Source organism: Neobacillus citreus, from assembly GCF_018343545.2.
Classification (GTDB): Bacteria; Bacillota; Bacilli; order Bacillales; family Cytobacillaceae; genus Neobacillus; species Neobacillus citreus.
Genome location: NZ_JAGYPE020000026.1, coordinates 42515 through 68924, shown reverse-complemented (window position 1 = coordinate 68924; position 26410 = coordinate 42515). Strand labels below are relative to the sequence as shown.

The following is a 26410-nucleotide window of genomic DNA, read 5'->3' as shown; positions in this document are numbered from 1 at the left end:
GCCGAGGAGGCTCCAGGACCTCCCCGCGGAAAGCGAGTGCCCGGAGCGGAAATCAACAGGCCAGTTAGCAGGGATAAACAACTAAAGGTTGGTAATTTAGGTTTTTACAAAATATAAAATTGTCGAAAAAAATACCCTTTCTCGACGGTTCAATTTGGAAAATACATTTCCATACGGTCACAGCCCTTGCGTAACATGAAGTAGTTTTGAAAATCAGTATTTAGTGATACAGTTTCATAATCCTTAATGGAAATGGAAAAGGTTCTTCCATCTTTTTTTGTAAATAAAAGCACTCCATTTAAAAATTGTATTTTATCAAAATGAAACCCATCTCTTTTCCATAAAAAATCTTCGTCCTCATAGTAGTTTAAAACGACCTGCCTATCATGGTAATTCTCAAAAATAGAAAAATTAGATATTCTTTTTTCCAATTTTATCACCTTCCCCTGTAGCTTTATTTTAGTAAAAATGGATGAGGGAACGGGGTGACGGGAATCACAAATAGCAATTATTTCGAGAACTGAAATTTTTTTGTATGTAACCGCCTCCATCGGAATTTAGGGAATTCATCTAGGGAAATATGGAGTATAATAAGGGAAATAATCAATACAACAGGGGTATGAAACATTGGAAAAACGAAATAGCAAGTATAGATGGGTAGTTTTTACGGCAGTGTTGTTTACGTATTTTATCATTGTAAGTCAAAGAACAGCACCTGGATTAATTTCGGATCAATTAATGAAGGATTTCCATTTACCAGCAGCCACGATTGGTTTGTTGGCAAGTATACAGTTTTTGGCGTATGCCGGACTGCAAATTCCGATTGGGATTTTATCTGACCGTTTGGGTCCAAATTATTTTCTTATTGGCGGTACCCTCCTAACGGGGCTTGGGACAATTATTTATAGTACTGCCTCGAATGAAGCCATCCTTTTTGCGGCAAGATTGCTGGTAGGAATAGGGGATGCCGCCATTTGGGTCAATTTGGTGTTGATTTTAAGCAGGTGGTTTAGAGCCAATGAATTTGTAAAATTGCTTGGCTTAGCAGGAATGGCCGGAAGCTTAGGGTTTTTATTGGCGACAGTTCCCTTCTCTGCATTCATTGCCTCCTTTGGCTGGAGATCGCCTTTTTTGACAACGGGTATTATTCTCTGCCTTACTGGAATTCTTTTATATTACGTTTTGGTCATGAAGCCAAATCAAATGGGCCCAAACCAAACCAAGCCGCAAAAGTCTTATCTTAAAAAACAGCCGAGGCAGGAAAAAACCTTGGTGATGCTGCGCCGTATTTTTTCAAATCGTCAGGCATGGGCAGCTTTTTTCTGTCATTTTGGAGCGGTAGGGACGTATGTTGGATTTATTGGTTCATGGGCTGTACCATACGGAATGCACGTATATGACATGACAAGATCCGCTGCCAGCCAGCTGGTTATGATAGGCTTGATTGGCGCCATCATCGGTGCGCCTGTAACAAGCTGGTTTTCAGCACGGATTGATTCACTCAAAAGACCATATGTCCTGGTTCATGTTGTTATTTTTCTAAGCTGGACTATCATTCTGCTTTTCGGTGGAAATCCGCCTGTTTTCCTTCTATATATGCTTTTCTTTTTAATAGGTTACGGAAATGGCGGCAGTACATTAACCTTTGCGGTCGTCCGTAAGTCTTTCCCTATTAAGGAGGTTGGCGTAGTCACAGGATTTGCGAACACTGGGGGTTTTATCAGCGCGGTACTTTTACCAAGCATTTTTGGTAAGGTATTAGACCATTTTCATTCATTCGGTGCAAGTGTGGGGTACCACTATGGGTTTATTATTCCTGCCGCATTCGCGCTGATTGGCTTACTCGGCGGAATGATGATCAAGGAAAATCAGCGCGAAGTGAACAGGCCAAGTGAAGAAGCAATTGTATAAGCTTGGAGTAATTGGGCAATAAGCCTATCCCTCATTCAATTTGGACACATATACTAATTTTGTAACCATTTTGAGGAGGAGATAAAGAATGGATAGACAAATAACAATTGGTTTACCAGGCGGAGGTTATGCACCACCTGGTCATCCGGGAATGGGATATCCGGGTGCGCACCCAGGCATGGGTTATCCTGGTTATCCGGGAATGGGCTATCATCACGGCCATGGCGGTTTTTATCCGGGACATGGGTATCATCACGGCCACGGCGGGTATTATCCAGGCCATGGGTATCACCACGGCCACGGCGGGTATTATCCAGGCCACGGGTATCACCACGGCCACGGCGGCTATTATCCAGGCCACGGATATCATCACGGCCACGGTACCTACCAGCCAGGCCAAGGCTGAAAAGGTTAATTAACAGAACAGGTTGTTCGTGAATTAAGCAGGGGCTATGGCTCCTGCTTTTAATTTTTGCGGGCTTATTGATTAATTCCCAGCGGATATTGTGAACCACAGAAACGAAAATAAATAATAGAGGAAAATGGAACAAATATTTAGTATAATTATTTTTTGAATGTATTTTTAAGGAGTTTACTACCATGAATCAGGCTATCACCTTGAAGGATAAAATAAAACAAATCTTCGTTCTGTTAGTTCCAATTTTAATCACCCAGCTTGGGATGTTTTCCATGGTGTTTTTCAATACGATCATGTCGGGAAAATATCATTCAACCGACCTGGCTGGTGTCGCGATTGGTTCTTCAATTTGGAATCCGATTTTTACAGGCTTGAGCGGCATTCTCCTGGCAGTATCGCCAATTGCTGCACAATATTTGGGCGAAAAAAAGAGCCATGAAATTGCAGCCGTGGTTAAGCATGGTGTGTATCTTTCCATCATTTTAACATTGGTTATCATGGTTTTTGGTTTCTTTTTATTGGCACCGCTTTTAGTAACGATGAATCTTCCAAGAGGTGTGCAGGATACAGCTTTTAACTATCTTATCGGGCTTAGTTATGGGATTTTGCCGCTTTTCATTTTTAATGTATTGCGCTCGTTTATTTATGCTTTGGGAAAAACCCGTGTTGTTATGGTGATCATGATTTCATCCCTGCCTGTAAATTTTCTGTTAAACTATGTGTTTATTTTTGGCAAATGGGGTTTTCCTGAGTTAGGTGGTGCAGGTGCCGGCTATGCTACATCGATTACCTATTGGGTGATTTTAGCTTTTACGGTTTTAATTGTGTTAAAACAAGAACCATTCTCTGCGTACCCCGTATTTGGTAATATGAAGCAATTTTCGTGGACGAAGTGCAGAGAGATTTTACAAATTGGAGTGCCGATGGGGTTGTCGACGTTTTTTGAAACAAGCATGTTTGCAGTCGTTACTATTTTAATCAGTAAGTTTAATGTAACAACTGTTGCTGCCTATCAATCGGCTTTGAACATCGTGTCGTTCCTGTACATGATACCTATCAGCATTTCAATGGCACAGACGGTCCTAGTCGGATATGAAGTGGGTGCCCGCCGCTATAAGGATGCCAAGGTCTATAGCTGGCTAGGAATTGTTTTGGCGGTGGTGACTGCTCTTGTGACAGGATTATTTGTGGTGGCTTTTCGCTACAAGGTCGCAGGGTTTTACTCGAATGAGGCGGCCGTTATTAGTTTGACGGCAAACTTCTTAATTTTCGCCTTGTTTTTTCAAATTTCCGATGCCATCCAGGCAACAGCCCAGGCAGCGTTAAGAGGATATAAAGATGTGAATTTGGCCTTTATTATGACATTAGTTGCCTACTGGCTCATCTGTTTGCCTGCTGGATACCTATTGGCACACTATACCGGATTAGGGGCAAGGGGCTACTGGATCGGCCTCACCATTGGTCTCCTTGCCGCAGGAATCGCTTTAGCCATCAGGCTCATCTACATCCAAAAACACAAATTTACTAACGTTGAAATGTTGGAAGTGGGGTAAATCTGCCTGAAACGCTATTTCACTAAATCAATCACTCTGAAATTCTGTTAATAAAATGAAAAGACGCCATTGCATCAGAATGGCGTCTTTTAGTTAAAAAAACTTTTTTATTCCAAATAATTTTAGTAATGGATTTTGGTTTTTATCTGTGATTTGCAGTTCATTCATAACTAATTTTTCTTGATTATCAGTAATCCACTTTTTCAATTCTTGCTTATCTCTGCATTGTGTATAATATGTTTCCCCACCCTTACCAAGAGCATTGACAACATATCTACAAGTGTTCCCCATAATGCCCACCTTTACGTGTGTAATATATTTATATATTGCATTATAGCAGGCTTTTAAAAATAGTCCATCGTTATTTTGTATCAAATTTATACAAATTTTTCATATTCTCCTAGAAGCATATTCATAGATTTGACTTTTCTCAATAGACAAATTAACATTTAAAAAAATACTTTCGGAGGAAAATTTATCTTACTATTTTATTTATGCGGAATATTTAGATAATTAGGACCTCAAACAAAAATTAAAAATTATTTTTAAATAGTTCTCTATGAAGGAGAGAGTAAATATATGGATATTCGAATGCTGGATTCTTTGGTGAAAAATTTGGGGCTGGAGCATCATCCGGAAGGCGGTTATTATAAACGAACTTTTGAATCTTCCGAGCAAATATCTGACCAAGAGTTAACTGTGAATTATAATGAAAAACGAAAGCTGTATACAAGTATTTATTTTGTATTGACGTCTGATGAGGTTTCCCATTTTCATCGGTTGAAGTCAGACGAATTATGGTATTTTCATGGTGGAAGCTCTTTGACTATTCATATCATTCATGAAAATGGAGAATATGAGGAAATTAGGCTTGGATTGAATTTTAACAATGGCGAAGTTCCGCAAGCGCTTGTCCCCAAAAACGCTATTTTCGGTTCATCAGTCATGGAGAAAGAAACATGCTCGCTAGTAGGCTGCATGGTTTCACCTGGCTTTGATTTTCAGGATTTTGAATTGTTTACACAGGACGAGCTATTGCAAAAATATCCACAGCATAGAGAAATCATTTTGAAACTGGCGTATAAAGAATTGCCAGAATAAATTATATGTAGAAAAATGATGAATTCATTGATAATTTATGGTGATTAAAACTATAATTAAAATAAACCGACTGGTCATAATATTTTTTCGTTCAGCAAAAGGGGGAACAGCCATGGCGCCAATTGTATCCGACTCCTATAAAGAAAAAAAGCGTAAAGAGATATTGGATAGCGCTTTTGTCTGCTTTGCTCAGAAAGGATTCCAGATTGCTACCGTTGACGACATTGTGCAGCATTCCGGAATTAGCAAAGGGGCCATCTATAATTATTTCAAAAGCAAAGATGAAATTTTTCTGGAATTGATGAAGGCGAGTACAGAGGCTACGTATGAAAAACTAACCGGCGAATTGGGGAAATGCACCAATTCTATAGATAAAATAATACATCTATTTGATATGTATTTATCACCAAAGGATCGAGAAGATATCGGCAATATTGTTGTCCACGATGAATTTAAACTTCATGCCTCTCGTCACCCAGAATTATTGGAAAAATTAAACCAGCGAAGACACGAATATTTTATCCAGCTTTTTTCACAGATCATTAAAGAGGGGCAGCATTCAGGAGAGATAAAGAAGGACCTGAAGCCAGAAATTTATGCCAATGTATTTTGGTCGATGATTGATGGGGCAATGATTCAAACGATCTATCCCGACTTTCCATGTAATAATGTGATTAACGAGATGAGGGAAATGTTTTTAAGAAAAATTAAGGCTTAGCCTGACGAGAACTGTATATGGAAAAAATTTGTTCTTCATGCGGTTTTTCAGAAATTTCAGCGCAAAATCATTGAATTCAGCATAAATATATAATAAAATCAAAATAGACTCAACAGTCTATTTGGAAGAGAATTTTTTTTAGAGATTAAATAAACCGACTGGTCATTTTAAAAAGTGAAAGAAAGGTGGGCTAATTATGACTCTAAATATTTTGTTTTTAACCATCACCATCACAAAACGAACAAAAAGTTTAAAAGAGGCAGTACAGGATGATTATATAGAAAAACTACATGATGAGAATAAAAATCAACGTATTTCGATGAGGAATTTTAAATAATCATAGAGGTTAGGGCAGAGGCCCTAGCTTTTTTTTACTTAGTTGGACCGGATGAACGGAACCAAGAGGTTCGCTTAACGAAATTTTTGAGGCACGAGAACCGTCCCCACGCCTCATTTGTGAACAAAATGAACAAAATGATTAATAAGGTTTTAATGCTGTTTAAGTATATAAACTTTCAATATTCTAAATTTTTTGTAGAATTAGGTAAACGTTTACAAGGGGGAATTAAAAAGATGTTTAGTTTCAAAAAATTTTCAACTGTGGTGACTGCGGGAGCATTGGCGTTAAGCCTTGCTGCATGTAGCAGCGGTGCCAGCAAAGAAACTTCAAGTCCAGTAGCCAAAAAAGAAGAAGGGACAGGCTACCCAACTAAGGCCATTACCGTTGTGGCACCATCCGGGGCAGGCGGCGGCTGGGATTTAACAGCACGCTCCTTCACAAAAATCTTAAGCGAAACCAAAATGGTGGAGCAGCCGTTAACGGTTGAAAACAAACCGGGTGGTGGCGGTGCCGTGTTTATGGCGGAATACGCCACACAGCAAGCGGCAAACAATGACATGCTGTTTGTCAACTCACCGCCAATCATTATTAACAACCTGAAAAAAGAAGGTAACAGCCCATATGGTTATAAAAACACAACACCATTGGCACAGCTGACAAAGGATTATGGAGCAATCGTTGTAAAGGCTGATTCAAAATTCAAAGATTTAAAGTCTGTATTAGATGAAGTGAAGAAAGATCCTACTAAACTAACATTTGCCGGCGGTTCCGCACCTGGCTCAATGGACCACTTAATTTCTATCCTGCCAGCATTTAAATACGGCGTGGACCCAACTAAGATCAAGTACGTTTCCTATGATGGCGGCGGTGAGGCAATTACAGCATTGCTTGGCGGTAATGCAGACGTGATCGGCACAGATGCTTCAAGCGTAAAAGAATTCTTAAAAGCAGGCAAGGTTCGTGTGTTGGCAATTACTTCAACTGAACGTTTAGGCGGCGATTTCAAAGACGTTCCAACAGCTAAAGAACAAGGTGTAGATGCAGAGTTCACGATTTGGCGTGGTGTGTTTGGACCGGAAAAAATGTCTAAAGAAGCTAAAACTTATTGGGAAAAGACTATCGACAAGCTTGTCCAGTCACCTGAATGGAAAAAAGAAGTTGAAACACAAGGCTGGGAATTGGAATACAAAAACAGCGCTGACTTCCAAAAATTCTTAGGAGATCAGGATAAGCAAGTCAAAGAATTATTAACAGCATTAGGCATGCAGAAGTAATAAAGGCGGGAAGGAGTTGCTTTTCTCCTTCCCTTATTTTTTCAAAAAGGAGGACTTCGAATGGAATTGAAATTCGACCGTATTGCGTCAGTCCTGTTTCTTGCAGTAGGCGTATTGTTTATCATAGGCAGCCGGCATCTTGCCAGTTCATCTTACGGAAGCGTGGTCGGGCCGGATATTTTCCCGCTCGTCCTTGGAAACGCGCTAGTGTTGTTAAGTATTCGCTTGTTTTTTGAGACGTTCCAAAACAAAAATAAGCAGGAAAATAAAGAAAAATTAGAATACAAACCATTCATCATTATTTTTATTGCGACTTTGCTTTATATTTTAACGTTGGAATCCATTGGTTATGTAATCACCACATTCTTATTTTTATTTGTCTGCTTTCAAACGATGGAACGTTCAAAATGGATCAATTCGCTTATCATTTCAGCAGCATTTTCGGGACTTGTTTACTTTTTATTCGTGGAGGTTTTAAAAGGGACACTTCCAGGCTGGCCAATTTGGTTCTCGTAGGTTTGAAGCAAGAGACCTTCTGCATGTAAAGAAATGTCAGCTTTTTAGAAAGGAGTACGGACATGGGTATACTTGATTATTTATTACAAGGTTTTGGAACAGCACTTATCTGGTATAATATCATCTTTGCTTTTGTCGGGGTTTTAATCGGTACCGCGGTTGGGGTGCTTCCGGGAATTGGACCTATGAGCGGTGTCGCGCTCTTGATTCCGGTAACAGCATCGATAACCGGCGGACTTCCGCCGGAGCAGGCAGCGACCAGCGCCATCATTCTTCTTGCTGGTGTCTACTACGGGGCGATGTATGGGGGTTCGACAACTTCGATTCTATTAAATACACCGGGAGAATCGTCCTCCGTTGTCACGACGCTGGACGGTTATCAAATGGCGAAAAAAGGGAGAGCGGGGAGCGCCCTTTCGATTGCGGCAATCGGCTCGTTCTTTGCCGGGATCGTTACAATTATAGCACTTATTTTATTAGCAAAGCCATTATCAAACGTCGCTCTTAAATTTGGTCCAGCAGAATATTTTTCACTTATGCTTCTTGGGCTTGGGGCGGTCAGCGGATTGGCTGGAAAATCGGTAACGAAAGCGTTGATTATGACGGTTTGCGGCCTTTTGCTAGGAACGATTGGAATTGACAATGTTTCGGGGATTGCCCGGTTTACCTTCGAGATCCCATGGTTATACCAGGGAATTGAGTTTTTGACACTCGCGGTCGGTTTATTTGCACTTGGTGAGGTGTTCAAAACCATCCTTGAAAAAGAAGAGGATGACGGAGAAATTGCCAAAATCAACAATATGCTGCCGTCCAAGGAAGAATTCAAGGAGTCTGCAGCTCCAATTGTCCGCGGATCACTACTCGGCTTTTTCGTCGGTATTCTACCGGGGGCAGGAGCAACACTCGCATCGTTCTTCTCATATTTATTAGAAAAAAAGATTTCGAAGAAACCAGAAAAATTTGGAACAGGTATGATTGCAGGGGTAGCTGCTCCTGAATCCGCTAATAACGCTGCATCAGGCGGAGCGATGATCCCATTATTAACATTAGGTATTCCAGGTTCTGGGACTACGGCTATCTTGATGGGGGCCTTGATGATGTACAATGTCCAGCCGGGTCCATTATTATTTGAAGACCATCCGCAAGTGGCGTGGGGCTTGATTGCCAGTATGTTTATCGGAAATTTTATGCTATTAATCTTAAATCTGCCTCTAGTAAAAGTTTTTGCAAAAATTATTGAGACACCAAAGAAGTACTTGATTCCAATGATTATTGCCATTTCGATTTTCGGTGTTTATGCGGTCCAAGTATCGACTTACGATTTACTTTTATTATTAGCCTGCGGTGTTCTTGGTTACTTTTTAAGCAAAAATGATTATCCGATTGCTCCACTTGTTCTTGGACTTGTTTTAGGCCCAATGGTTGAGAATAACCTTAGAAGAGCATTGACCATTTCGAACGGTGATTATACGGTATTTCTTTCGCGCCCAATTTCATTAATTTTTCTTTTAATCACCCTATTATGGCTCGTCGTGCCATTCATGATGAAGCACAGGGGCAAAGAGGTTATCATTAATGTTGAGGGATAAATCTGAAGATTACAAAAAACTCCTTTTTAAAGGAGTTTTTTTAATATATTATTAAGATAGAGGTGTTTGCATGCGTTTACATACAAAACTAATGCTGGGAATCTCTATAGTTATTATTATAATGGGAACCATCATAGAATTTACGTTTAAAAATATCATGGAAACGAATTTGAAGCATGAGATTGGAACGAAGGCGTTATCCGTTGCTCAATCGATTGCGAACATGCCGGAAATACAAAAGGCGTTTAGTGCGGAGGACCCTGCATCCATTATTCAGCCTATTGCAGAAAAAATTCGGAAACAGGTGGGTGCAGAATTTATTGTTATCGGAAATCGAGACGAGGTCCGTTATTCACACCCTAACCCTAATCGTTTAGGCAAAAAAATGGTCGGTGGAGATAATGACCGTGTTTTTAAAGGAAAATCAATTATATCGGAATCAGTTGGGACACTTGGACCTTCTTTACGAGGAAAAGCTCCGGTTTTTATAGATGGACAGGTTGCTGGCGTCGTTTCAGTAGGGTACCTGCAGACAGATATTAAAAAAGAAGTGGCACGAATTCAGAAGAAAGTCTTTTGGGCCATCATGATTATTTTATTAGGCGGTCTTCTGGCTGCTATATTAATCTCGTTTAATATTAAAAAGGCACTTTTGGGGCTTGAGCCAGAGGAGATTGCCTGGATGTATCAGGAAAAGCATGCAATCCTTGAATCCATTCATGAAGGTATAATTGCCATTGATACGAATGGCAGAATCACGGTTGTCAACGAAACAGCGCATAAAATTTTACAGGTCCCTTGCGATACCGTTCTTCGTGGGACAAGGATTGAAGAAGTCCTGGAAAATACGCATTTGCTCGATGTAGTCAGGACCGGTCAGGCCGAATATGACAGGGAATTCATGATTTTTGGGGAAATCTTTTTAGCAAACCGAGTGCCAATTTTTAACAACAAAGGTACCGTTATCGGGGCTGTAGCGAGCTTGCGGAATAAATCTGAATTGGCGCACCTGCTTCAGGAATTATCTCATGTCAAGGCTTATGCAGAAGGGCTGCGGGCTCAAACACATGAGTATTCCAATCGTCTCTATACATTGCTAGGGTTGATTCAGTTAGGTTCCTATAAAGAGGCAATCGATTTCATTTCACGAGAAGTGGATGTCACACAAGGGTTCATTCGATTTTTAATGAAGGAAATACCTGATCCGATTATTGCCGGATTTATTCTAGGGAAAGTCAGCCTGGCTAGCGAGCTGAAAATTCAGTTTACGATTGATAGTGAAAGCAGTTTTAGGGATCTTCCTGGTGACATCAGCCGGGATTCACTAGTCACGATTATTGGCAATCTCGTCAACAATGCTTTTGAAGCTGTGAGGGCAAATGACAAGGTGGAAAAAATCGTTTCCTTGTTTTTAACCGACCTTGGCAGGGAATTGATTATCGAAGTAGAAGATAACGGCGCAGGGATTGACGCCGAGTTGACTGATCAGATTTTTAAAGAAGGTTTTTCAACAAAGAATTCAGGAACCAATTCCGGAATCGGTCTTAGTCTCGTTCAAAAGGAGATTCACGAATTAGGGGGATACGTGACGTTTTCATCGGCCAAGGGAGAAGGAACGATTTTTACAGTGGCGATTCCAAAACGCAGGGGGAGTTTGCATGAAGGTGAACCGAGATATTGAAGTGTTAATTGTTGAGGATGATTTACGTGTGGCGGAAATTCAAAAGAGGTTTTTGGAACAACTCGAAGGCTTTCAAACGGTAGGAATTGCGGCTAGTTATCTAGAAGCAAAAACGTTAATCGAGATTTTGCAGCCGGACCTGCTTCTGTTGGATGTATATTTTCCGGATATGAACGGACTAGATTTGCTGAAGGAAACAAAACAGCAGGCAAAGCAAATGGACGTCATTATGATTACGGCCACGAAAGAGATTGATAAAGTTCAAGAGGCAATTAGTATAGGTGTCTTTGATTACATCATTAAACCAGTTGTCTTTGAGCGTTTCAAGCAATCATTGCTGCGGTATCAAGAGTTTCATAGAAAGCTTGTTCAATTGGGACAAGATAATCCGCACGTCACCCAGCAACAGGTCGACCAGCTGTTGCGCAAGGATGTTGAGGGGGCCGCAGGAGCGGGGGACAAGCCTTACCTTCCAAAGGGCATCGACCCGCTTACCTTAGATAAGGTAATGGAAGTACTCGGACGAGCAGAGGGCGGTCTCACCGCAGAACGCGTTGCCAAAGAAATCGGCGTCAGCCGCACCACCGCCCGCCGCTACCTCGAACACCTTGTCGCGGAGGACAAAATCGAAGCCGATTTAGCCTACGGCACAGTTGGCCGCCCTGAACGCGTCTATTTGGTATCAGACGCCACCAAAAGACAAATGTCCACCTGAGGCGGACACTTATAAAAATAAAAAAGTGTAAAACCTTTTCAGGTTTTACACTTTTTGTTATGTTGGTAAGTCTAAGTGGATTTTGCGGTTTTTCTGATTTTGAATATCCATCTTAGGATTGGCGGGACGGCAAAGTATATGAAAAACAGCCGGAATAGCTGAAAGCCACTCACCATTGATAAGTCCGCTCCTATTGCATGAGCGAGGATGCCCATTTGATCCATTCCTCCTGGGGCGACACTCAGGAAGCTGGTGGATGGAGTGAAATACCGAAAGTATACCAAAAGCAAACTTAATCCTAATGAGCAGAGAATCATCAGTCCCCCGCTGATAATGGCAAGGGTAATAACTTTTGCTTTATTTGTCAGTTTTTCAGGTTTCAACAACAGTCCTATATAGCCGCCAATCATAAATTGTGAGAGGTCCAAAATAGAAGGGATGAGTGCAGGACCTTGCAGCCCGCCAATAGTAAAAATAGCGGTTCCCAAAATCGGCCCCAGCAGAAATGGCGTAGGTGCCTTTATTTTTTTCGCTAGTATGGCACTTAAAACGCAAATAACCGCGAATAAAATCAGCATCGGAGAAAGGATTCCTCCAGAAGTTTGATCTGCGTTTTGCAAAAACGAGGAACCTGAATCTACTTTCCCTGAATTATGAAAAAGCGGTCCGAACACTAGAAACGGAACAAAAAAGATAATCATCATTAATCTGGCAACCTGAAGAAACGTCACCGTTGTAATATCAATTCCCTTCATCTCTTCGGCAAAGGTAATCATTTGCGATAGACCCCCGGGGATACTTCCGGTTAGAACAGTGGGATAATCAACGTCAGTCAGTTTTGCTACTACAAAGGCAATGCCAGCACAAAAACAAATTAGTAAAGTGGTCATTAACAACATGGAAGGCAAATTCGCCATGATTTGATAAAGAGCCGTTTTGGTAAACGACAGCCCAATCGAATAGCCCACAATGATTAATCCAATTTCTCGAATCGATCTCGGCCAGTACAGTTCAAATCGATTAAACCTAGAGCCAATGAATACGGCAGTCATTGGTCCTAAAAGCCAAGGAATGGGGGTATGAAGGAATTGGAATATCAGCGCGCCGATAAGAGCAATGAAGAGTGTTATAAAAAAGCGATTTGATTTATTGGTATTAATGTTCGAAAACTTTGCCAACGACAACCCTTCATTCTGTAAAAATAATATTATGTTATGTTTGAATACTCCATATTATCATCATTTTACCATGATTTATTGATCCTTAATATTTTGAAGCATTCTTTTTAGAATAAGGGCTTTATGTAGGAGTAAACCTAAATAATGAATTTGAATATTAAAGCCAGTTGAAATATGAAATTAAGGAGGGGTTAACGATGCCTGTTATGAAAAAGGAAAGAATCAGCCTGTATTACACCGTGAAAGGGGAAGGAGTTCCCATCGTCTTTATCCATCCTCCCTTGCTCACAAGCGCTAATTTCAAATACCAGATGGATGATTTATCGAAAAATTACAAAGTCATTTGTTTTGATATTCGCGGCCATGGCCAGAGCTCTTATTCGGAACAACCTCTTACCTATCGGTTAATTGCGGATGACATACGGTATCTCTTGGACTATCTGAGAATCTCAAAAGCATATCTTTGCGGATATTCCACCGGAGGTTCCATTGCTTTGGAATTTTTATTGACAAACCCAGACAGGGCATTGGGAGCCATTATTATCAGCGGAATGTCTGAGGTTTATGATTGGTATAATGAAAAAAGAATTATTCTGGCACGGCTACTTGCCAAAGCAGGAGCCAAACGTTTGTTGGCTTTAGCGATTTCCTGGGGCAATTCCGATGATAAAAAAATATTCAAAGCTATGTATCAAGAAGCCCTGAATGGTGATACAAGAAACATCGCACAATATTACAATTATAGCTTGCAATACAATTGTACCAATCAATTACATACCATTAATCATCCGGTTTTATTGATTTATGGAAAAAAAGATAAATCGTTTCATAAATATGCCAAAATTTTAAATGAAAAGCTTCCTAATAATGAATTAAAATTTATATATGAAAAGCACCAGATACCAACGAAGTCAGCTCCTAACTTAAACCAACTAATCAGCAGGTTTATTCAAAAACATAATTAAACAAATATGAAAAAGAGGGAGGAATCCTAAAGGCTGCTCCCGCTAACATTATTTTAATTGGAATTTTAAAAAGGAGCAAAAACGATTATATGAATAAATAAATCGGGATAAGATTGGATCCCACAGCTTTTTCGTAAGGTGAACCATGAAACTAGCTATACTTCCGAGTGCAGCACTTCTAACAATTTCATAAGGGTAATGGTGCCCCATCCAAATCCGTGAGATTCCGATAAATATACCCAAATACCACATTATTTTTCCAAATATTCGTTGATATAAAAGCACTGAAACAGCTGCCGCAAAAGCCAATGCTGTATGTTTACTTAGAAAGGAAGAATCCTTTTTTGCTGGCACAGGAGGTAATAAATGCACCTCATGGTTCACAAATGGCCTTGGTTGATAATTGAAAAATTTTATTATGAAAGTAATAATATAGGTTACTCCAACCGATACCCCCGTTAATAGCGAGTGTTTTTTATAGTTCTTATTGCGAAACCACAAGATAATTAATAATAATACATATACATAACGAGCTTTTTTCGAAATGGTTATCATGATCATATCCAATAAACGAGAACGGCCGGCCATTTTATTTATTATTCTAAAAATATTAAGATCCATTAAGATGCCCCCCTTAACTTTAACTAAATGCTATTATTTCCAGCAAACCAGCAGTCCATGTATAGAAAGGAATCCAAAAAAATTACTCTAACTGTAAAAGGAATCTAGGATTTTTATGCCGAAGTAAAGATAAGTTTAGAATGGATGAATTTATTTCAACGAAAGGGATTGCTGAAAAAAATGAACAAACATTATGTCTTCGTTTATGGAACATTGAGAAAGAATGAAAAATATCATCATTTGCTGCAGGGGGCAGAGCTTGTAGCTGAGCAGGCTTGGGCAAACGGAAGCCTTTTCGACACTGGACTAGGTTATCCGGCGGTGAAAGAATCAGAATCGGATCCGGTATATGGGGAATTATACCTGGTTTCAGATAAACATCTATGCAGCCTGGACGAATTGGAAGAATATGAGGAACATAGTCACGACAATTTATACGACCGTAAAAAACAAATCATTTTTCATGACAATGGGAAGACGGAAGCCTATATCTACACGGTTGCCAAACACAACGAAAGCATGTTAATTACGCCAATCCTACTAGGTGACTGGAAGGTGTATCAGTTTGAAAAACAAAGCAGGAACGTACTGTATTTTGCATATGGCAGCTGTTTGGACCATGCCAGGTTTAAGCTCGGTGGTGTTGACCATTTTTTTCAAAAATTTGCCGGGGTTGCAGAGCTTAAGGGTTACACCCTTCGGTTTACAAAAAAGCTGCCTGACGGCGGACGGGCAGACATTGTGGAAGAGGGAGGTGTTGTGGAAGGGAAGGTTTACGAGATTCCATATGAATGTCTCGAATATTTATACCGGCGAGAAGGCGTTCATACTCGCCTCTACCGGCCTGCATTAATTGATGTCAAGATGCATGGCCAGACAATCCAAGATGTACTAACATTCATAGTCGTTTCGAAAGACCCTGAAACAGCACCGCCTGACCATTATCTCGAGGAAATTATCCGTGGCGGGAGCGGTTTTTTAAGTGAAACTTATCTTTCGAGGTTGCAGGAACACGTTAAGATGCTTTAATCGCGAATCTGAAATTGGTTTTTGATTAAAAATAGCGCCATTCTTGCATATCATCATTTATATCCGCGAATTTTCTAAGGATATCTGCGAATTTTTAATTATATCTACGAATTTCCAAATATATCTGCGAACTTCCAAATATATCTGCGATTTTCTAAATATATCTGGAGAATCATAATTTTTACTTCTAAACTCCAAAAATTGCCAGGCGCTCGGTAGAAGGTGCCTGGCAATTTTTTACACATTCATATCTCAATAATAATCGGCAATATCATCGGTTTTCTTTTCGTTTCTTTAAAGAGATACTGTCCTACAGCCTTCTTGATATTTTGTTTGATGACGTTCCATTGCCGAATGTTTTCTTCTTGTAAGTCATTGACCGTCTTTTTGACAAGGCTGTTAATTTCCCTCATCAAATTCTCAGATTCCTTCACATACACAAATCCGCGCGTAATCGTGTCGGGTCCTTGGATAATCCTTTGGTCCCGTTTGCTTAACGTTAAAACGATTACTAGCATGCCATCTTCTGACAGTTGCCTCCGATCACGAAGCACAATTTCTCCCACATCACCTACACTCACGCCGTCGACATATGTATCACCAGCAGGGACAGATCTTGTCTGCCTCGCAACCCTGTCTTGAATATCCACAACATCCCCATTCCGGATAATAAAGGTATTTCCTTTTTCCACTCCAACCGATTCCGCAAGCATCCGGTGATGGTGAAGCATCCGGTATTCGCCGTGAATCGGAATAAAGTAAGTGGGCTTCATCAACGTAAGCATCAGTTTTAGATCTTCCTGGTAACCGTGGCCCGATACATGCATACCGGTTGAGCTTCCGGAACCGTAAATAACATGCGCTCCCCGCTGGAACAAGTTATCGATAATCCGGGAAACATCCTTTTCGTTCCCAGGAATAGGGGATGCCGCTAGAATAACAGTATCATCGGGATAAATCGAAGCATCCCGATAGCTTCCGCTTGCGAGCCGCCCGAGAGCGGCATTTGGCTCGCCCTGACTTCCAGTACATAGGATGGCGACTCGTTCGGGGGCAAATTTTTCGATTTCGCCTGCTGCTATCAGCATTCCTTCCGGTACATGCAAATAGCCACGTTCAATGGCAACATCAACGACATTCACCATACTTCGGCCCAGCAAGGCCAGCTTTCGATTTGTCTCAAGACAGGCTTCCACGACTTGCTGCACACGATTAACATTGGAAGCAAAAGTCGAAACGAAAATTTTCCCCGTAGCCCGAAGAAAAGCTTCCAACATATGACTGCCCACCATTTGCTCAGAAGGAGTGATCCCTTTTCTTTCTGCGTTCGTACTTTCCGAAATTAACGCCAAAACGCCTTTCTGGCCAATCTCTGCCATTTTATGTATATCGGAATATTGGTTATTGGCCGGAGTTAGATCAAATTTAAAGTCCCCCGTATGAACGACATTTCCTTCTGGTGTATGGAAAACAATCCCAAGACAATCCGGAATGCTATGGCTGACTTTGAAAAAGGAAACTTTAATCTCGCCAAATTCTAACTCTGAATCAGCATCAATCGGTACAAGCTTAGTATCCCGTTTTAGTCTGTGCTCTTCCAATTTTAATTCAATCAAACCGAGCGTAAAACGTGTTGCATAAATAGGTACATTTAATTTTTTTAAAAAATAAGGGACACCTCCAATATGGTCTTCATGCCCATGAGTCACAACCAAAGCACGGATTTTCTCACGGTTTTCTTCCAAATAGGTCACATCTGGGATGATCAAATCAATTCCAAGCAAGCTTTCATCAGGAAACATTCCGCCGGCATCAATCACCACGATATCGTCATTATATTGAATCACATACATGTTTTTGCCAATTTCATTAATGCCGCCTAAAGCAAAAAAGGATAGGGTATTGTTACTCACTTTTTCTACCTCCCGAATACATTCTGATATTTATAATATACCCGGAGAATCCTTCATTAATTTAACTGTGAACACCATTTTTCCGTAAGATTCACCGCCCCAAAATCATGAGGTAACGTGTAAATATAATATAGGGGCCCGTATAAACAACGGCCTTTTTTATTAAGAAAAAAGTGGATGGTCTAATTTTAGATGAATTGGATGGTCAATAATCAATATGTTTTCGATATTATATAGGTAGCAAAAGCTTTTTAATTAGAGGTGCGGTATGAATATAATGATCGGTTTAGTAATTTTAATCCTTATTTTTTCTGTAGTTTCAACGCTATTAATTACCAGGAAACCTGATGAAAACTACAGTGGATCAACAAAAAGAAACACCACCAACTTAACTTTAATATATGTTGTTATTATCGGCATCGCTTTAATTTCACTTGGAATCTATATTGGGGTTGATTAGACCATCTTGAAGGATGGTCTTATTATTTGCCCTATTTACTTTGAAACACTCTCAAGTGCATTAGCAAACCTTCGAATTCCTTCATTAATCATTTCCTCATTTTCCCTTGCAAAGGTAAAACGGACGAATCCCTTTTCAGTCCCCATCGTTGAACCAGGGACAAATATTACACCTCTTTTTATCGATTCCTCCAACAAATTGATTTCATCACATTCATTTTTAATTCGGCACCACAAGTGAATGCCGCCTTGAGGGATTTTAAATTCGACTTGATCTTTTAAAAACGTATCCAGGCTGTCAACAATTTGATCTCTGCGGCTTTCCAACCTCTTTACTAAGCTTTTCATATGCGATTTAAAATCATGTGATTCTAAAAAATCATTCGCAATCCATTGCGAGTAACTGGCATGTCCAAAATCGACTTGCTGTTTGGCATCTGATAACCTTTCAATGACCTGTTTCGGTCCAATAATCCATCCTATCCGCAGCCCGGAGGCAACAATTTTTGTCAAAGAACTAATATATAAAACATTTCCATGATGGTCTAATGATTTAAGAGTTGGGATTTTTTTCATTGAAAAAGGCGTCAAACTATAGGGGTCATCCTCCACCACTGGAATTCCAAATTCAGATGATATTTCAAGAATCTTTTTCCTCCGTTCTAGGGATAAAAGCGTTCCCGTAGGATTTTGAAAAATTGGATTCAAGAAAATCATCCTAATTCGATGTTTTTTATATAAATCGGTTATATTGTCTGGGTTTATCCCATCATTGCCAACCTTTAAATAATAGGTTTTGATACCTGCAGATTTAAATACAGGCAGATTGTAATGATAGGAAGGATTCTCAAGGGCAACTGAGTCTCCTGGTTTTAACAGGCATTGCACCACAAGATGCAAAGCTTGCTGTGCTCCCGAAGTAACCAATATAGATGAAGGATTCGTTTCGATCCCTCGGAACTGTTTAACATGCTTAGCAAGTGTTTCTCTGAGTATCAAATTTCCCTGTGGATGGTCATATCCCAAAGTACCAATAAAGGATCTGTGCATAGTAATTTCCCTAAGAGACGTTAAAGGAAATAAATCCTGAGATAACTCGCCGCTGGCTAAATTAATTAACTTTTGCTCAGCCATCTCTTTGTGAATTCTTTGCGTTACAGGTAAATTGGGAAGAAATGAGCCTGCCTCAATATACCTGTTCCAGCTTGGAACACGGTTCTTAGCCATTCCCCAAATATCTTTGCTTACGGTTGTTCCACTGCCTTTTTTTCGCTCAATCAGTCCATTTGATTCCAACTCGTCATAAGCCGCAATGATGGTGCTTCTGTTTACTCCGAGCTCTTTCGCCAAGCCTCTTTCAGAAGGCAATGGTTTATCTTGGGGAAAAGTTCCATCCGCAATCCCGTTCTCGATATATAAAGCAAGTTGTTTATAAATGGGTATTTTAGATTCTCTGTTAGGTTTCCAATCCATTAGCTACATCCTTCAACTTAATCTAGGTTTTATTTATAATTGTATACTTTTTCAATGCATTTTTCATTTTGGACACGATAGTCGGTGCCTCGTATTTTAGCTGCCTGCAACATGGCAGCTTTTCTTTTAAGAGTTTTTTCATTTTTTGAAAAATTAAGAAGGAAATTACTATCCTAAACTCGTATATGGTAAGTGTAGCTAAAACAATTCGAACACGACATTTGGGGGAATGGCAATGACGATTGAAAAAATGGAAGGAAAGTTGTTGTGGGAGCCTTCACAACAATTCCAGGATGAATCCAATTTGAAAAAATTCATGATATGGCTGGAAGAAACACGGGGATTGCACTTTGATACATATGAACAGTTATGGAAGTGGTCAGTTACCTCGATTGAAGGCTTTTGGTCTGCCGTCTGGCACTATTTTGACATTCAGGCGAAAACGCCATATGAAGAGGTTTTAAAGGTAAGAAAAATGCCAGGGGCTCAGTGGTTTCCTGGAGCTACTTTAAACTATGCAGAGCATGTATTTCGGAATGAAATCCCTGAAAAAGAAGCAATTATATACGAAAGTGAAAACTGGACGCAGGGGAAAATAACCTGGGCTGAATTGAAAAAGAACACCGCGGCCATTGCCGAATATCTTAAATCACTTGGAGTTCAGCCGGGAGACCGTGTAGTAGCGTATGCGTCCAATATTCATGAAACGATTACAGCCTTTCTTGCATGTGCCAGCATCGGGGCCGTCTGGTCAAGCTGTGCACCTGAATTTGGGATCATGAGCGTAATTGACCGCTTTAAGCAAATTGAACCGAAGGTATTGTTTGCCGTTGATGGCTACCGGTATGGAGGAAAAGACTTTGATCGCCTTGAACTGGTGAAAAAAATCCAAGCGGAACTGCCAACTCTACAGCAAACGATCATTATCCGAAACATAAATGAAGAGCCAAATATCGGACAGTTAACGAACGCTGTCTTGTGGAATCATCCGCTGGAAATTTACACCGGGGAAGAATTAGCATTTGAACAGGTTCCATTCAACCATCCACTGTGGATTTTATATTCCTCCGGTACTACTGGCAAACCAAAAGCGATTGTCCAAAGCCAGGGCGGAATTTTATTAGAGCATTTTAAAATGATGGCGCTGCAAAGCAATATCTCTAAAGATGATCGTTTCTTCTGGTATACCACCACTGGCTGGATGATGTGGAATGTAGTTGTAAGCGGTTTACTGGTTGGTTCAACGATTCTATTATATGATGGTAATCCAGCATATCCAAATTATGATACATTGTGGAAATTTGCCGAATCTTCGAAAATGACCATGTTCGGAACAAGTGCGGGCTTCATTACGGCTTGCATGAAGGCAGGCCTGAAGCCGAAGGAACAGTTTGACCTTTCCCATTTAAAAAGTATCGGGTCAACGGGGTCACCTCTTCCTGTCAGCGGATTTGAATGGGTGTATGAACATGTGAAAGAAGACCTTTGGCTCGTTTCGACAAGTGGAGGAACGGACATTTGTACCTCAATCGTTAGCGGTGCTCCAACCCTGCCAGTTCATGCTGGGGAATTGCAGTGCCGGGCGCTGGGTACTGCTGTAAAGGCATTTAACGAACAGGGCGAAGAGCTGACCGATGAGATAGGAGAACTCGTCATTACCGAGCCGACGCCATCGATGCCAATTTATTTTTGGAATGATGAAAGCGGCGAGCGTTACCGCGACAGCTATTTTGACATGTACCCAGGCATTTGGCGCCATGGTGATTTTATTAAAATCACTTCAAGGGGCAGCGCCATCATATACGGGCGTTCGGATGCAACGATTAATCGCGGCGGTGTCCGGATGGGGACAAGTGAAATATATAGTGCACTAGAAAAGGTGCCTGAAGTCCTTGATAGCTTAGTTGTCGATCTGCCGCTAAGTGCCGAGCAATCCTATATGCCTTTATTCGTAGTTTTAAAACAAGGAACTGAGCTGTCTGACGATGTGAGGTCCCGAGTTAATCAGGCTATTCGTAAAGATTGTTCCCCAAGGCATGTTCCAAATGAAATTTTTGTAGTTGAGGAACTGCCGAAAACGTTGAACGGAAAGAAGCTGGAGGTACCGATCAAGAAAATTTTGATGGGAACGCCTGTTGAAAAGGCAGTGAATACAGGCTCATTAGCGAATCCTGATACTTTACAATATTTCATAGAATTTCAGAAAAGTCTAAACGGCTTACAAAAATAAACTTTTAGGCCGCTCACAAGGTGGGCGGCTTTATTATTGTTTTCAGGATTAATCTAAATTGGCTGTAATCTTCTTGATCATATCTGAATATTCTTTGTCAGTCAGATAAACTTTGCCGGGATTCATTACAAAGGTTGATCCCCAATTATCTTCTCCTTCATATTTTGGAACCACATGTAAATGTAAATGATGTAATGTATCACCGTATGCACCATAATTTATTTTATTAGGTTGGAAAGCCCTGTCAACAGCAGCTGCTACCTTTTTTACATCGTTCATAAATAAAGATAATTCCTGATCACTAAGTTCAAAAAGTTCCTTTACGTGATCCTTATATACTACATTACATCTACCTTTATAGGTTTGCTCTTTAAAGAGAAAAACTGTGGAAACACCAAGTTTGGCTATTTCAATCATAAGATTGTCTCGTCTTTCATCCTCCATGCAATACATGCAATCTTTATTTAATTCCATCCATTTTCATCCTCTTCTCTAGTTTAAAATAGTAAATATAAATTTTTCTCGTTTATTGTGCTCATATCTTGTCTAATTTTAAACTATTTTGTTTATAATAAAGTTTTTCACTATTCTCACCAGCTAATTCTACACGAATATTATGTAGGAAAGGAGGTGATGAATAATGTCTTTTGCACTTGCAGATTGGATGCTCTATACGTTGTGGGCTGCTTTCGGACTTATGCTTATTGATTTTCTGATAGCTTTTGTAAAATCATTTTGGAAAGGCTCATTCAGCCCAACATTAGTTTTAGACTATCTTAAGGATGTCCTCTACTTCATCTTCCCATTAAATATCCTCATTTCAATGCTCTCAATAGACCCGTCAGGATGGATACTGGTAACCTTCTATTTTATTGGCGGTATCGCCATTTCTCTCAAGTATTTATTTGATATTTATAAGAAATTTAAATAATCTGGTTTATAGAAACCCTCCTTTGCGGAGGGTTTTTTTGATGAAAATATTTCTTCATGCCTGACACCTTTCCTGTCAACATGGAAGCCTATTTTTCATAGAATATTCCACAAATTTAAGAAGGGATGTGAGACCTTGAGGAACTATCAGTGGGTCAAATGGCGGAAAATTATCCTCTGGGTTGCGGTTTTCGTGTTTTTAGTCATGCTGTTGGTAAAAGGAGGACCTGCAGCATGGAATATCGCGATAACTATTTTAGGTTTTGTCTTCCAACTGTTTTTTGCCATGATGTTTATGATTATTCAGTTTGTTGCTCTATTTTGGTTTCTGGCCAGGGGGCGAACCTATTGGATCTTGCCAGGTGAAACAGGTTCCTCTTGGGATGATTATCGAGGAAACCCTGAAATTGTAGAAAATGCCAAGCGTATTGTCACCCTCCTTAAAGGTGTGAAGGAATTTAAGGAAATGGGGGGCGAAGCTATAAGGGGATTATTGCTTTGCGGACCCCCTGGGACAGGAAAATCTTACTTGGCCCAAGTCATAGCGAATGAAGCACAAGTACCATTCGCCTATGCATCTGCCCCTAGCTTTCAAAATATGTTCTTCGGTGTAGGAAACCTTAAAGTCATGGGTTTATATAAAAAAGCTAGAAAACTTGCAAAATTATATGGCGCCTGTATTATCTTCATCGACGAAATCGATGCCATCGGAATGAGCCGTCAATCAGGCGGCGGAGGCGGCGGAATGATGGGAGGGATGATGGGAATGGGCGGCGCCGGCCTTTTAAATGAGCTCCTCCTGCAAATGGATCCCCCGAATATTGACAGCTCCTGGTTTGCCAAGCTTCTGCGCACGCTAGGCTTAAGGCGTAAAAAGGCTGAACGGCCTCCGGTTTTGACGATTGGAGCGACAAACCTACCGGATGTTCTTGACCAAGCGCTGCTCAGACCCGGCCGTTTCGACCGAAAGCTTTGGGTCGATTCACCTGACTATGATGGTCGGGTCGACGTCTTCTTCTATTATCTTCAAAAAATCAAGCGTGATAAGTCGCTGACTCCAGAACGTGCTGCATTAGACACCATCGGCTATAGTCCAGCCCAAATAAAGCATATTGTCAACGAATCAATTGTCATCGCTCACCAGCGCGGGGCACAGGTTTCGAGCTATGAGGATTTCCGAAACGCAATGGAAACATATGAATGGGGGCTCAAACAGCCGCTTCGTTCAATGAGCGAAGATGAAAAACGCAATGTTGCTTATCACGAGGCTGGTCATGCGGTGGCACAGTACCTGTTGAAACCGCATGAACGAGTTTGGAAGGTTACTATCATTCGCCGTGGCGGAGCCCTCGGTCTTGCGGCAACGAAACCAACCCATGAAAGATATAACCGCAGTGACAGTGAAATTCTTGCAGAAATACAAGTTTGTCTTGCCGCCAGGGCGGTGGAGGAAGAATTCCTCGGGAAAAAATTAAATGGTGTCACATCTGACCTGCGGCAGGCAACAGAGCTTGCCGGTGCATATCTCGGTATTGTTGGGATGGGAGATGAATTGTTCAGTTGGCTTGCCTTAGGGTCGCGAGCCGATGGCCTAAGGGCTCTTCGTACAAAAATAAACCAGCTGTTAAAGGATGAAATGAACAATGTGAAAAAGCTGGTTCTTGAGAATGCTGCCTTCGTCCACTCGATTGCAGAAGAACTGCTTAAGCGGGGCGATTTAACCGGAGATGAAATTGAACAAATATATAAAGGACTAAATGGCCAACAGAGCCTGGAAATGCCAGAGGTCGGGGCATAATTAAAAAAAAGAAAGAAACCAGTTAATCCTTTGATTGACTGGTTATTTTATAGAATTTATCCTTTACACATTTTGTATATTGGTAATGTGCTTGAAAGAGGTAAACCAATAAGCTGTGAAATATTGAGGAGCATTTTTCTTTTTAGGAAAAAGGGGATGCTCCTTTTTTTATTAAATTGGGTTAAAGACTGTAATATTTATATTTTAATTGACAGTAATTTTGCGAATGTTATATTATTTATCATTATATGTTATAAAAGCTAACATAGAGAAAGGCGGTCCACCTTAATGAAAAAAATTGAAGCCATTATCAGGCCTGAAAGACTTACTGAGACCATAAAAGGGTTAAAGAGTATAGGTATTACTGGGTTTACCGTTTCGCAGGTGGTTGGCAGAGGAAAGCAGAAAGATACTCAAGGTGTATACCGCGGGAAAAATTACAAAGTGACCCTCCATCCAAAAGTAAAATTGGAGATCAACCTTTCCGATTACATGGTGGAACGGACCATTCGGACAATTGTGGGCGCTGCGCAAACTGGAGAAGATGGGGACGGAAAAATTTATGTTTATCCGATTTTAGAGGCGTATAACATCCGGACAGGTGAAACGGATGATGATATTGATGATTTGAAGAAAAAGGAGGGATGAGTATCATGGAACTGATCTACTTAAATTCGGTTTGGGTCGTCCTTGCAGCGGCAATGGTGCTGTTTATGGAAGGCGGATTTAGTCTACTCGAAGCTGGCCTGGTTCGAACAAAAAATGCCGTAAACGTGACCATGAAAATTTTTGTGGATTTAACGGTTGGTGCTTTAGCTTTCTGGCTGATTGGATTTGGTGTGATGTTTGGGAAGGATGTTAATGGATTTTTTGGAACCACACTTTTTGGACATCCGCAAAATATTACCCTTTCCATTGACCTGCCGAGCACGGCCTTCGTGTTGTTTCAAATGGGCTTTGCGGTTGCCTGTATTTCGATTGTCTCTGGTGCTGTTGCCGAACGAATGAACTTTAAAGCCTATATTTTAACAGCTGCCTTAATCTGTATCATTGTATATCCACTTTCCGGACATTGGATTTGGAGCGCAAACGGCTGGCTTGCGAAACTGGGGATGAAGGATTTTGCCGGATCGGCCGCTATTCATGCGGTAGGTGGCTTTGCAGCTTTTGCTATGGCGAAATGGCTGGGGCCGAGGAAAGGAAGATTCAATTCCGATGGAAGCACGAATGTATTTGCTCCAAGTAACATACCTTTAGCTTCAGCCGGAACGTTCATTTTGTGGTTTGGCTGGTTTGCCTTTAATACTGGCAGCACCTTGGATGCTTCTAATAAAGCCTTTGCTTCTATAGCCATTAATACGATGCTTGCAGGAGCGAGCGGCGGAACAGCGGCTCTTTTTATGACGATGAAGAAGTTTGGTAAAGCGGATCCGAGTATGATGATCAATGGGGTATTATCTGGGTTAGTGGCTATAACAGCAGGATGTGCCTTTGTTTCGCAATGGAGTGCAATCATCATTGGTATTATCAGCGGTATCATTGTCATATACGCAACGTTATTAGTGGACTATTTAAAAGTCGATGACCCTGTAGGTGCAGTGGCGGTTCATGGGTTTAATGGTGTATTCGGCACCATCGCGGTTGGATTGTTTGATCAGTCTCATGGGTTATTCACTTCAGGGGATTTTTCTCTTATTAAAATTCAACTCTTGGGTGCTGCAGCTGTAGTTATTTGGGGACTTATCTGCGGATCGTTTATGGCTTTTGTATGCGAGAAAACGGTTGGACTCCGGGCGACGGAACGAGAGGAAGAAGAAGGATTGGATATGTCCTTTCACGGTATTCCAGCCTATAACGAATTAGAGCGATTCGCGGATTTGCCTGCCAGCTTGTACAATTTTGAAGAGTCAACAGGTATCACCTTAGCTCCAAGCGGAGGGAAAAAAGTTTCCAGGGATGCGGTATAATTTAAAAGCCAGTATATCGAAATCCGATATT

25 protein-coding genes are annotated in these 26410 nt (G+C 40.7%); 18 read left to right on the top strand and 7 right to left on the bottom strand.

Translation table 11 applies throughout. The annotated features are described in order from the left end of the window. Positions 1-149 precede the first annotated feature (149 nt). Positions 150-431, bottom strand: a complete 282-nt coding sequence (locus tag KHB02_RS15335) for a hypothetical protein (protein WP_213140248.1) — start codon at positions 429-431, stop codon at positions 150-152. Positions 432-627: 196 nt separating this feature from the next. Between KHB02_RS15335 and KHB02_RS15330 the strand changes: the two genes are divergently transcribed. The 3 genes from KHB02_RS15330 to KHB02_RS15320 all read left to right on the top strand — a co-directional run bounded on the left by KHB02_RS15330 (position 628) and on the right by KHB02_RS15320 (position 3882). Next, complete coding sequence (locus tag KHB02_RS15330; RefSeq protein WP_213140247.1) at positions 628-1911, top strand: MFS transporter; 1284 nt, start codon at positions 628-630, stop codon at positions 1909-1911. Positions 1912-1999: 88 nt separating this feature from the next. Continuing rightward, positions 2000-2317, top strand: coding sequence for a hypothetical protein (locus KHB02_RS15325; protein WP_241113886.1), 318 nt, complete (start codon positions 2000-2002; stop codon positions 2315-2317). A gap of 194 nt (positions 2318-2511) precedes the next feature. Further along, a complete protein-coding gene (locus KHB02_RS15320; protein WP_213140245.1) occupies positions 2512-3882 on the top strand; it encodes an MATE family efflux transporter in 1371 nt (456 codons plus the stop codon). A 93-nt stretch (positions 3883-3975) separates the two neighbouring features. Here the strand turns inward: KHB02_RS15320 and KHB02_RS15315 are convergent, their stop codons facing one another. Further along, positions 3976-4173 carry a hypothetical protein gene (locus KHB02_RS15315; RefSeq protein WP_213115843.1) on the bottom strand — a complete coding sequence of 66 codons (198 nt, stop codon included), beginning with the start codon at positions 4171-4173 and terminating at the stop codon, positions 3976-3978. A gap of 288 nt (positions 4174-4461) precedes the next feature. Between KHB02_RS15315 and KHB02_RS15310 the strand changes: the two genes are divergently transcribed. From KHB02_RS15310 to KHB02_RS15275, 8 genes are all read left to right on the top strand, one after another. Further along, a complete protein-coding gene (locus tag KHB02_RS15310) occupies positions 4462-4983 on the top strand; it encodes a cupin domain-containing protein (RefSeq protein WP_213140244.1) in 522 nt (173 codons plus the stop codon). Positions 4984-5095: 112 nt separating this feature from the next. Beyond that, positions 5096-5701: a TetR/AcrR family transcriptional regulator gene (locus KHB02_RS15305; RefSeq protein ID WP_213140243.1), complete on the top strand. Its 606-nt coding sequence runs from the start codon at positions 5096-5098 to the stop codon at positions 5699-5701. Between the two features lie 196 nt (positions 5702-5897). After that, positions 5898-6038 carry a YrzI family small protein gene (locus tag KHB02_RS15300; protein WP_213140242.1) on the top strand — a complete coding sequence of 47 codons (141 nt, stop codon included), beginning with the start codon at positions 5898-5900 and terminating at the stop codon, positions 6036-6038. A gap of 236 nt (positions 6039-6274) precedes the next feature. Further along, the gene (locus KHB02_RS15295) at positions 6275-7315 is read left to right on the top strand and encodes a tripartite tricarboxylate transporter substrate binding protein (protein ID WP_213141255.1); all 1041 of its coding nucleotides are present in this window, start codon (positions 6275-6277) and stop codon (positions 7313-7315) included. Between the two features lie 60 nt (positions 7316-7375). Further along, positions 7376-7831 (top strand): tripartite tricarboxylate transporter TctB family protein, encoded by a 456-nt coding sequence (locus KHB02_RS15290; protein ID WP_213140241.1) that lies wholly within the window; start codon positions 7376-7378, stop codon positions 7829-7831. A 62-nt stretch (positions 7832-7893) separates the two neighbouring features. Continuing rightward, the gene (locus KHB02_RS15285) at positions 7894-9420 is read left to right on the top strand and encodes a tripartite tricarboxylate transporter permease (protein WP_213140240.1); all 1527 of its coding nucleotides are present in this window, start codon (positions 7894-7896) and stop codon (positions 9418-9420) included. A 70-nt stretch (positions 9421-9490) separates the two neighbouring features. Next, on the top strand, positions 9491-11101 hold the full coding sequence (locus KHB02_RS15280) for an ATP-binding protein (protein WP_213140239.1): 1611 nt from the start codon (positions 9491-9493) through the stop codon (positions 11099-11101). Then, complete coding sequence (locus KHB02_RS15275; protein ID WP_213140238.1) at positions 11079-11816, top strand: response regulator; 738 nt, start codon at positions 11079-11081, stop codon at positions 11814-11816. The genes KHB02_RS15280 and KHB02_RS15275 overlap by 23 nt, the downstream gene beginning before the upstream one ends. 71 nt (positions 11817-11887) lie before the next feature. Here the strand turns inward: KHB02_RS15275 and KHB02_RS15270 are convergent, their stop codons facing one another. Further along, complete coding sequence (locus KHB02_RS15270) at positions 11888-12994, bottom strand: AbrB family transcriptional regulator (RefSeq protein WP_241113885.1); 1107 nt, start codon at positions 12992-12994, stop codon at positions 11888-11890. A gap of 197 nt (positions 12995-13191) precedes the next feature. Here KHB02_RS15270 and KHB02_RS15265 point away from each other — a divergent pair, with 197 nt between their 5' ends. Further along, complete coding sequence (locus tag KHB02_RS15265; RefSeq protein WP_213140237.1) at positions 13192-13959, top strand: alpha/beta fold hydrolase; 768 nt, start codon at positions 13192-13194, stop codon at positions 13957-13959. A 48-nt stretch (positions 13960-14007) separates the two neighbouring features. Here the strand turns inward: KHB02_RS15265 and KHB02_RS15260 are convergent, their stop codons facing one another. Then, a complete protein-coding gene (locus tag KHB02_RS15260; protein WP_213140236.1) occupies positions 14008-14580 on the bottom strand; it encodes a phosphatase PAP2 family protein in 573 nt (190 codons plus the stop codon). A 180-nt stretch (positions 14581-14760) separates the two neighbouring features. Between KHB02_RS15260 and KHB02_RS15255 the strand changes: the two genes are divergently transcribed. Then, entirely contained in the window at positions 14761-15609 is an 849-nt protein-coding gene (locus tag KHB02_RS15255; RefSeq protein ID WP_241113884.1) for a gamma-glutamylcyclotransferase family protein, read from the top strand. A gap of 245 nt (positions 15610-15854) precedes the next feature. On the opposite strand, the gene KHB02_RS15250 is transcribed toward KHB02_RS15255, so the two are convergent. Further along, positions 15855-17522, bottom strand: a complete 1668-nt coding sequence (locus KHB02_RS15250; RefSeq protein ID WP_213140234.1) for a ribonuclease J — start codon at positions 17520-17522, stop codon at positions 15855-15857. Positions 17523-18017: 495 nt separating this feature from the next. After that, entirely contained in the window at positions 18018-19454 is a 1437-nt protein-coding gene (pdxR, locus tag KHB02_RS15245; protein WP_213140233.1) for a MocR-like pyridoxine biosynthesis transcription factor PdxR, read from the bottom strand. 235 nt (positions 19455-19689) lie between these two features. Between pdxR and KHB02_RS15240 the strand changes: the two genes are divergently transcribed. Further along, positions 19690-21684, top strand: a complete 1995-nt coding sequence (locus KHB02_RS15240) for an acetoacetate--CoA ligase (RefSeq protein ID WP_213140232.1) — start codon at positions 19690-19692, stop codon at positions 21682-21684. Between the two features lie 48 nt (positions 21685-21732). Here the strand turns inward: KHB02_RS15240 and KHB02_RS15235 are convergent, their stop codons facing one another. Next, the gene (locus tag KHB02_RS15235; protein ID WP_213140231.1) at positions 21733-22158 is read right to left on the bottom strand and encodes an HIT family protein; all 426 of its coding nucleotides are present in this window, start codon (positions 22156-22158) and stop codon (positions 21733-21735) included. A gap of 166 nt (positions 22159-22324) precedes the next feature. Between KHB02_RS15235 and KHB02_RS15230 the strand changes: the two genes are divergently transcribed. The 4 genes from KHB02_RS15230 (at position 22325) to KHB02_RS15215 (ending at position 26379) form a co-directional block, all read left to right on the top strand. Continuing rightward, entirely contained in the window at positions 22325-22615 is a 291-nt protein-coding gene (locus KHB02_RS15230; RefSeq protein WP_213115825.1) for a hypothetical protein, read from the top strand. A 135-nt stretch (positions 22616-22750) separates the two neighbouring features. Then, positions 22751-24412, top strand: coding sequence for an AAA family ATPase (locus KHB02_RS15225; RefSeq protein WP_213140230.1), 1662 nt, complete (start codon positions 22751-22753; stop codon positions 24410-24412). Positions 24413-24700: 288 nt separating this feature from the next. Then, positions 24701-25060, top strand: a complete 360-nt coding sequence (locus tag KHB02_RS15220; protein ID WP_213140229.1) for a P-II family nitrogen regulator — start codon at positions 24701-24703, stop codon at positions 25058-25060. A 5-nt stretch (positions 25061-25065) separates the two neighbouring features. Next, entirely contained in the window at positions 25066-26379 is a 1314-nt protein-coding gene (locus tag KHB02_RS15215) for an ammonium transporter (protein ID WP_213140228.1), read from the top strand. Positions 26380-26410 lie beyond the last annotated feature (31 nt).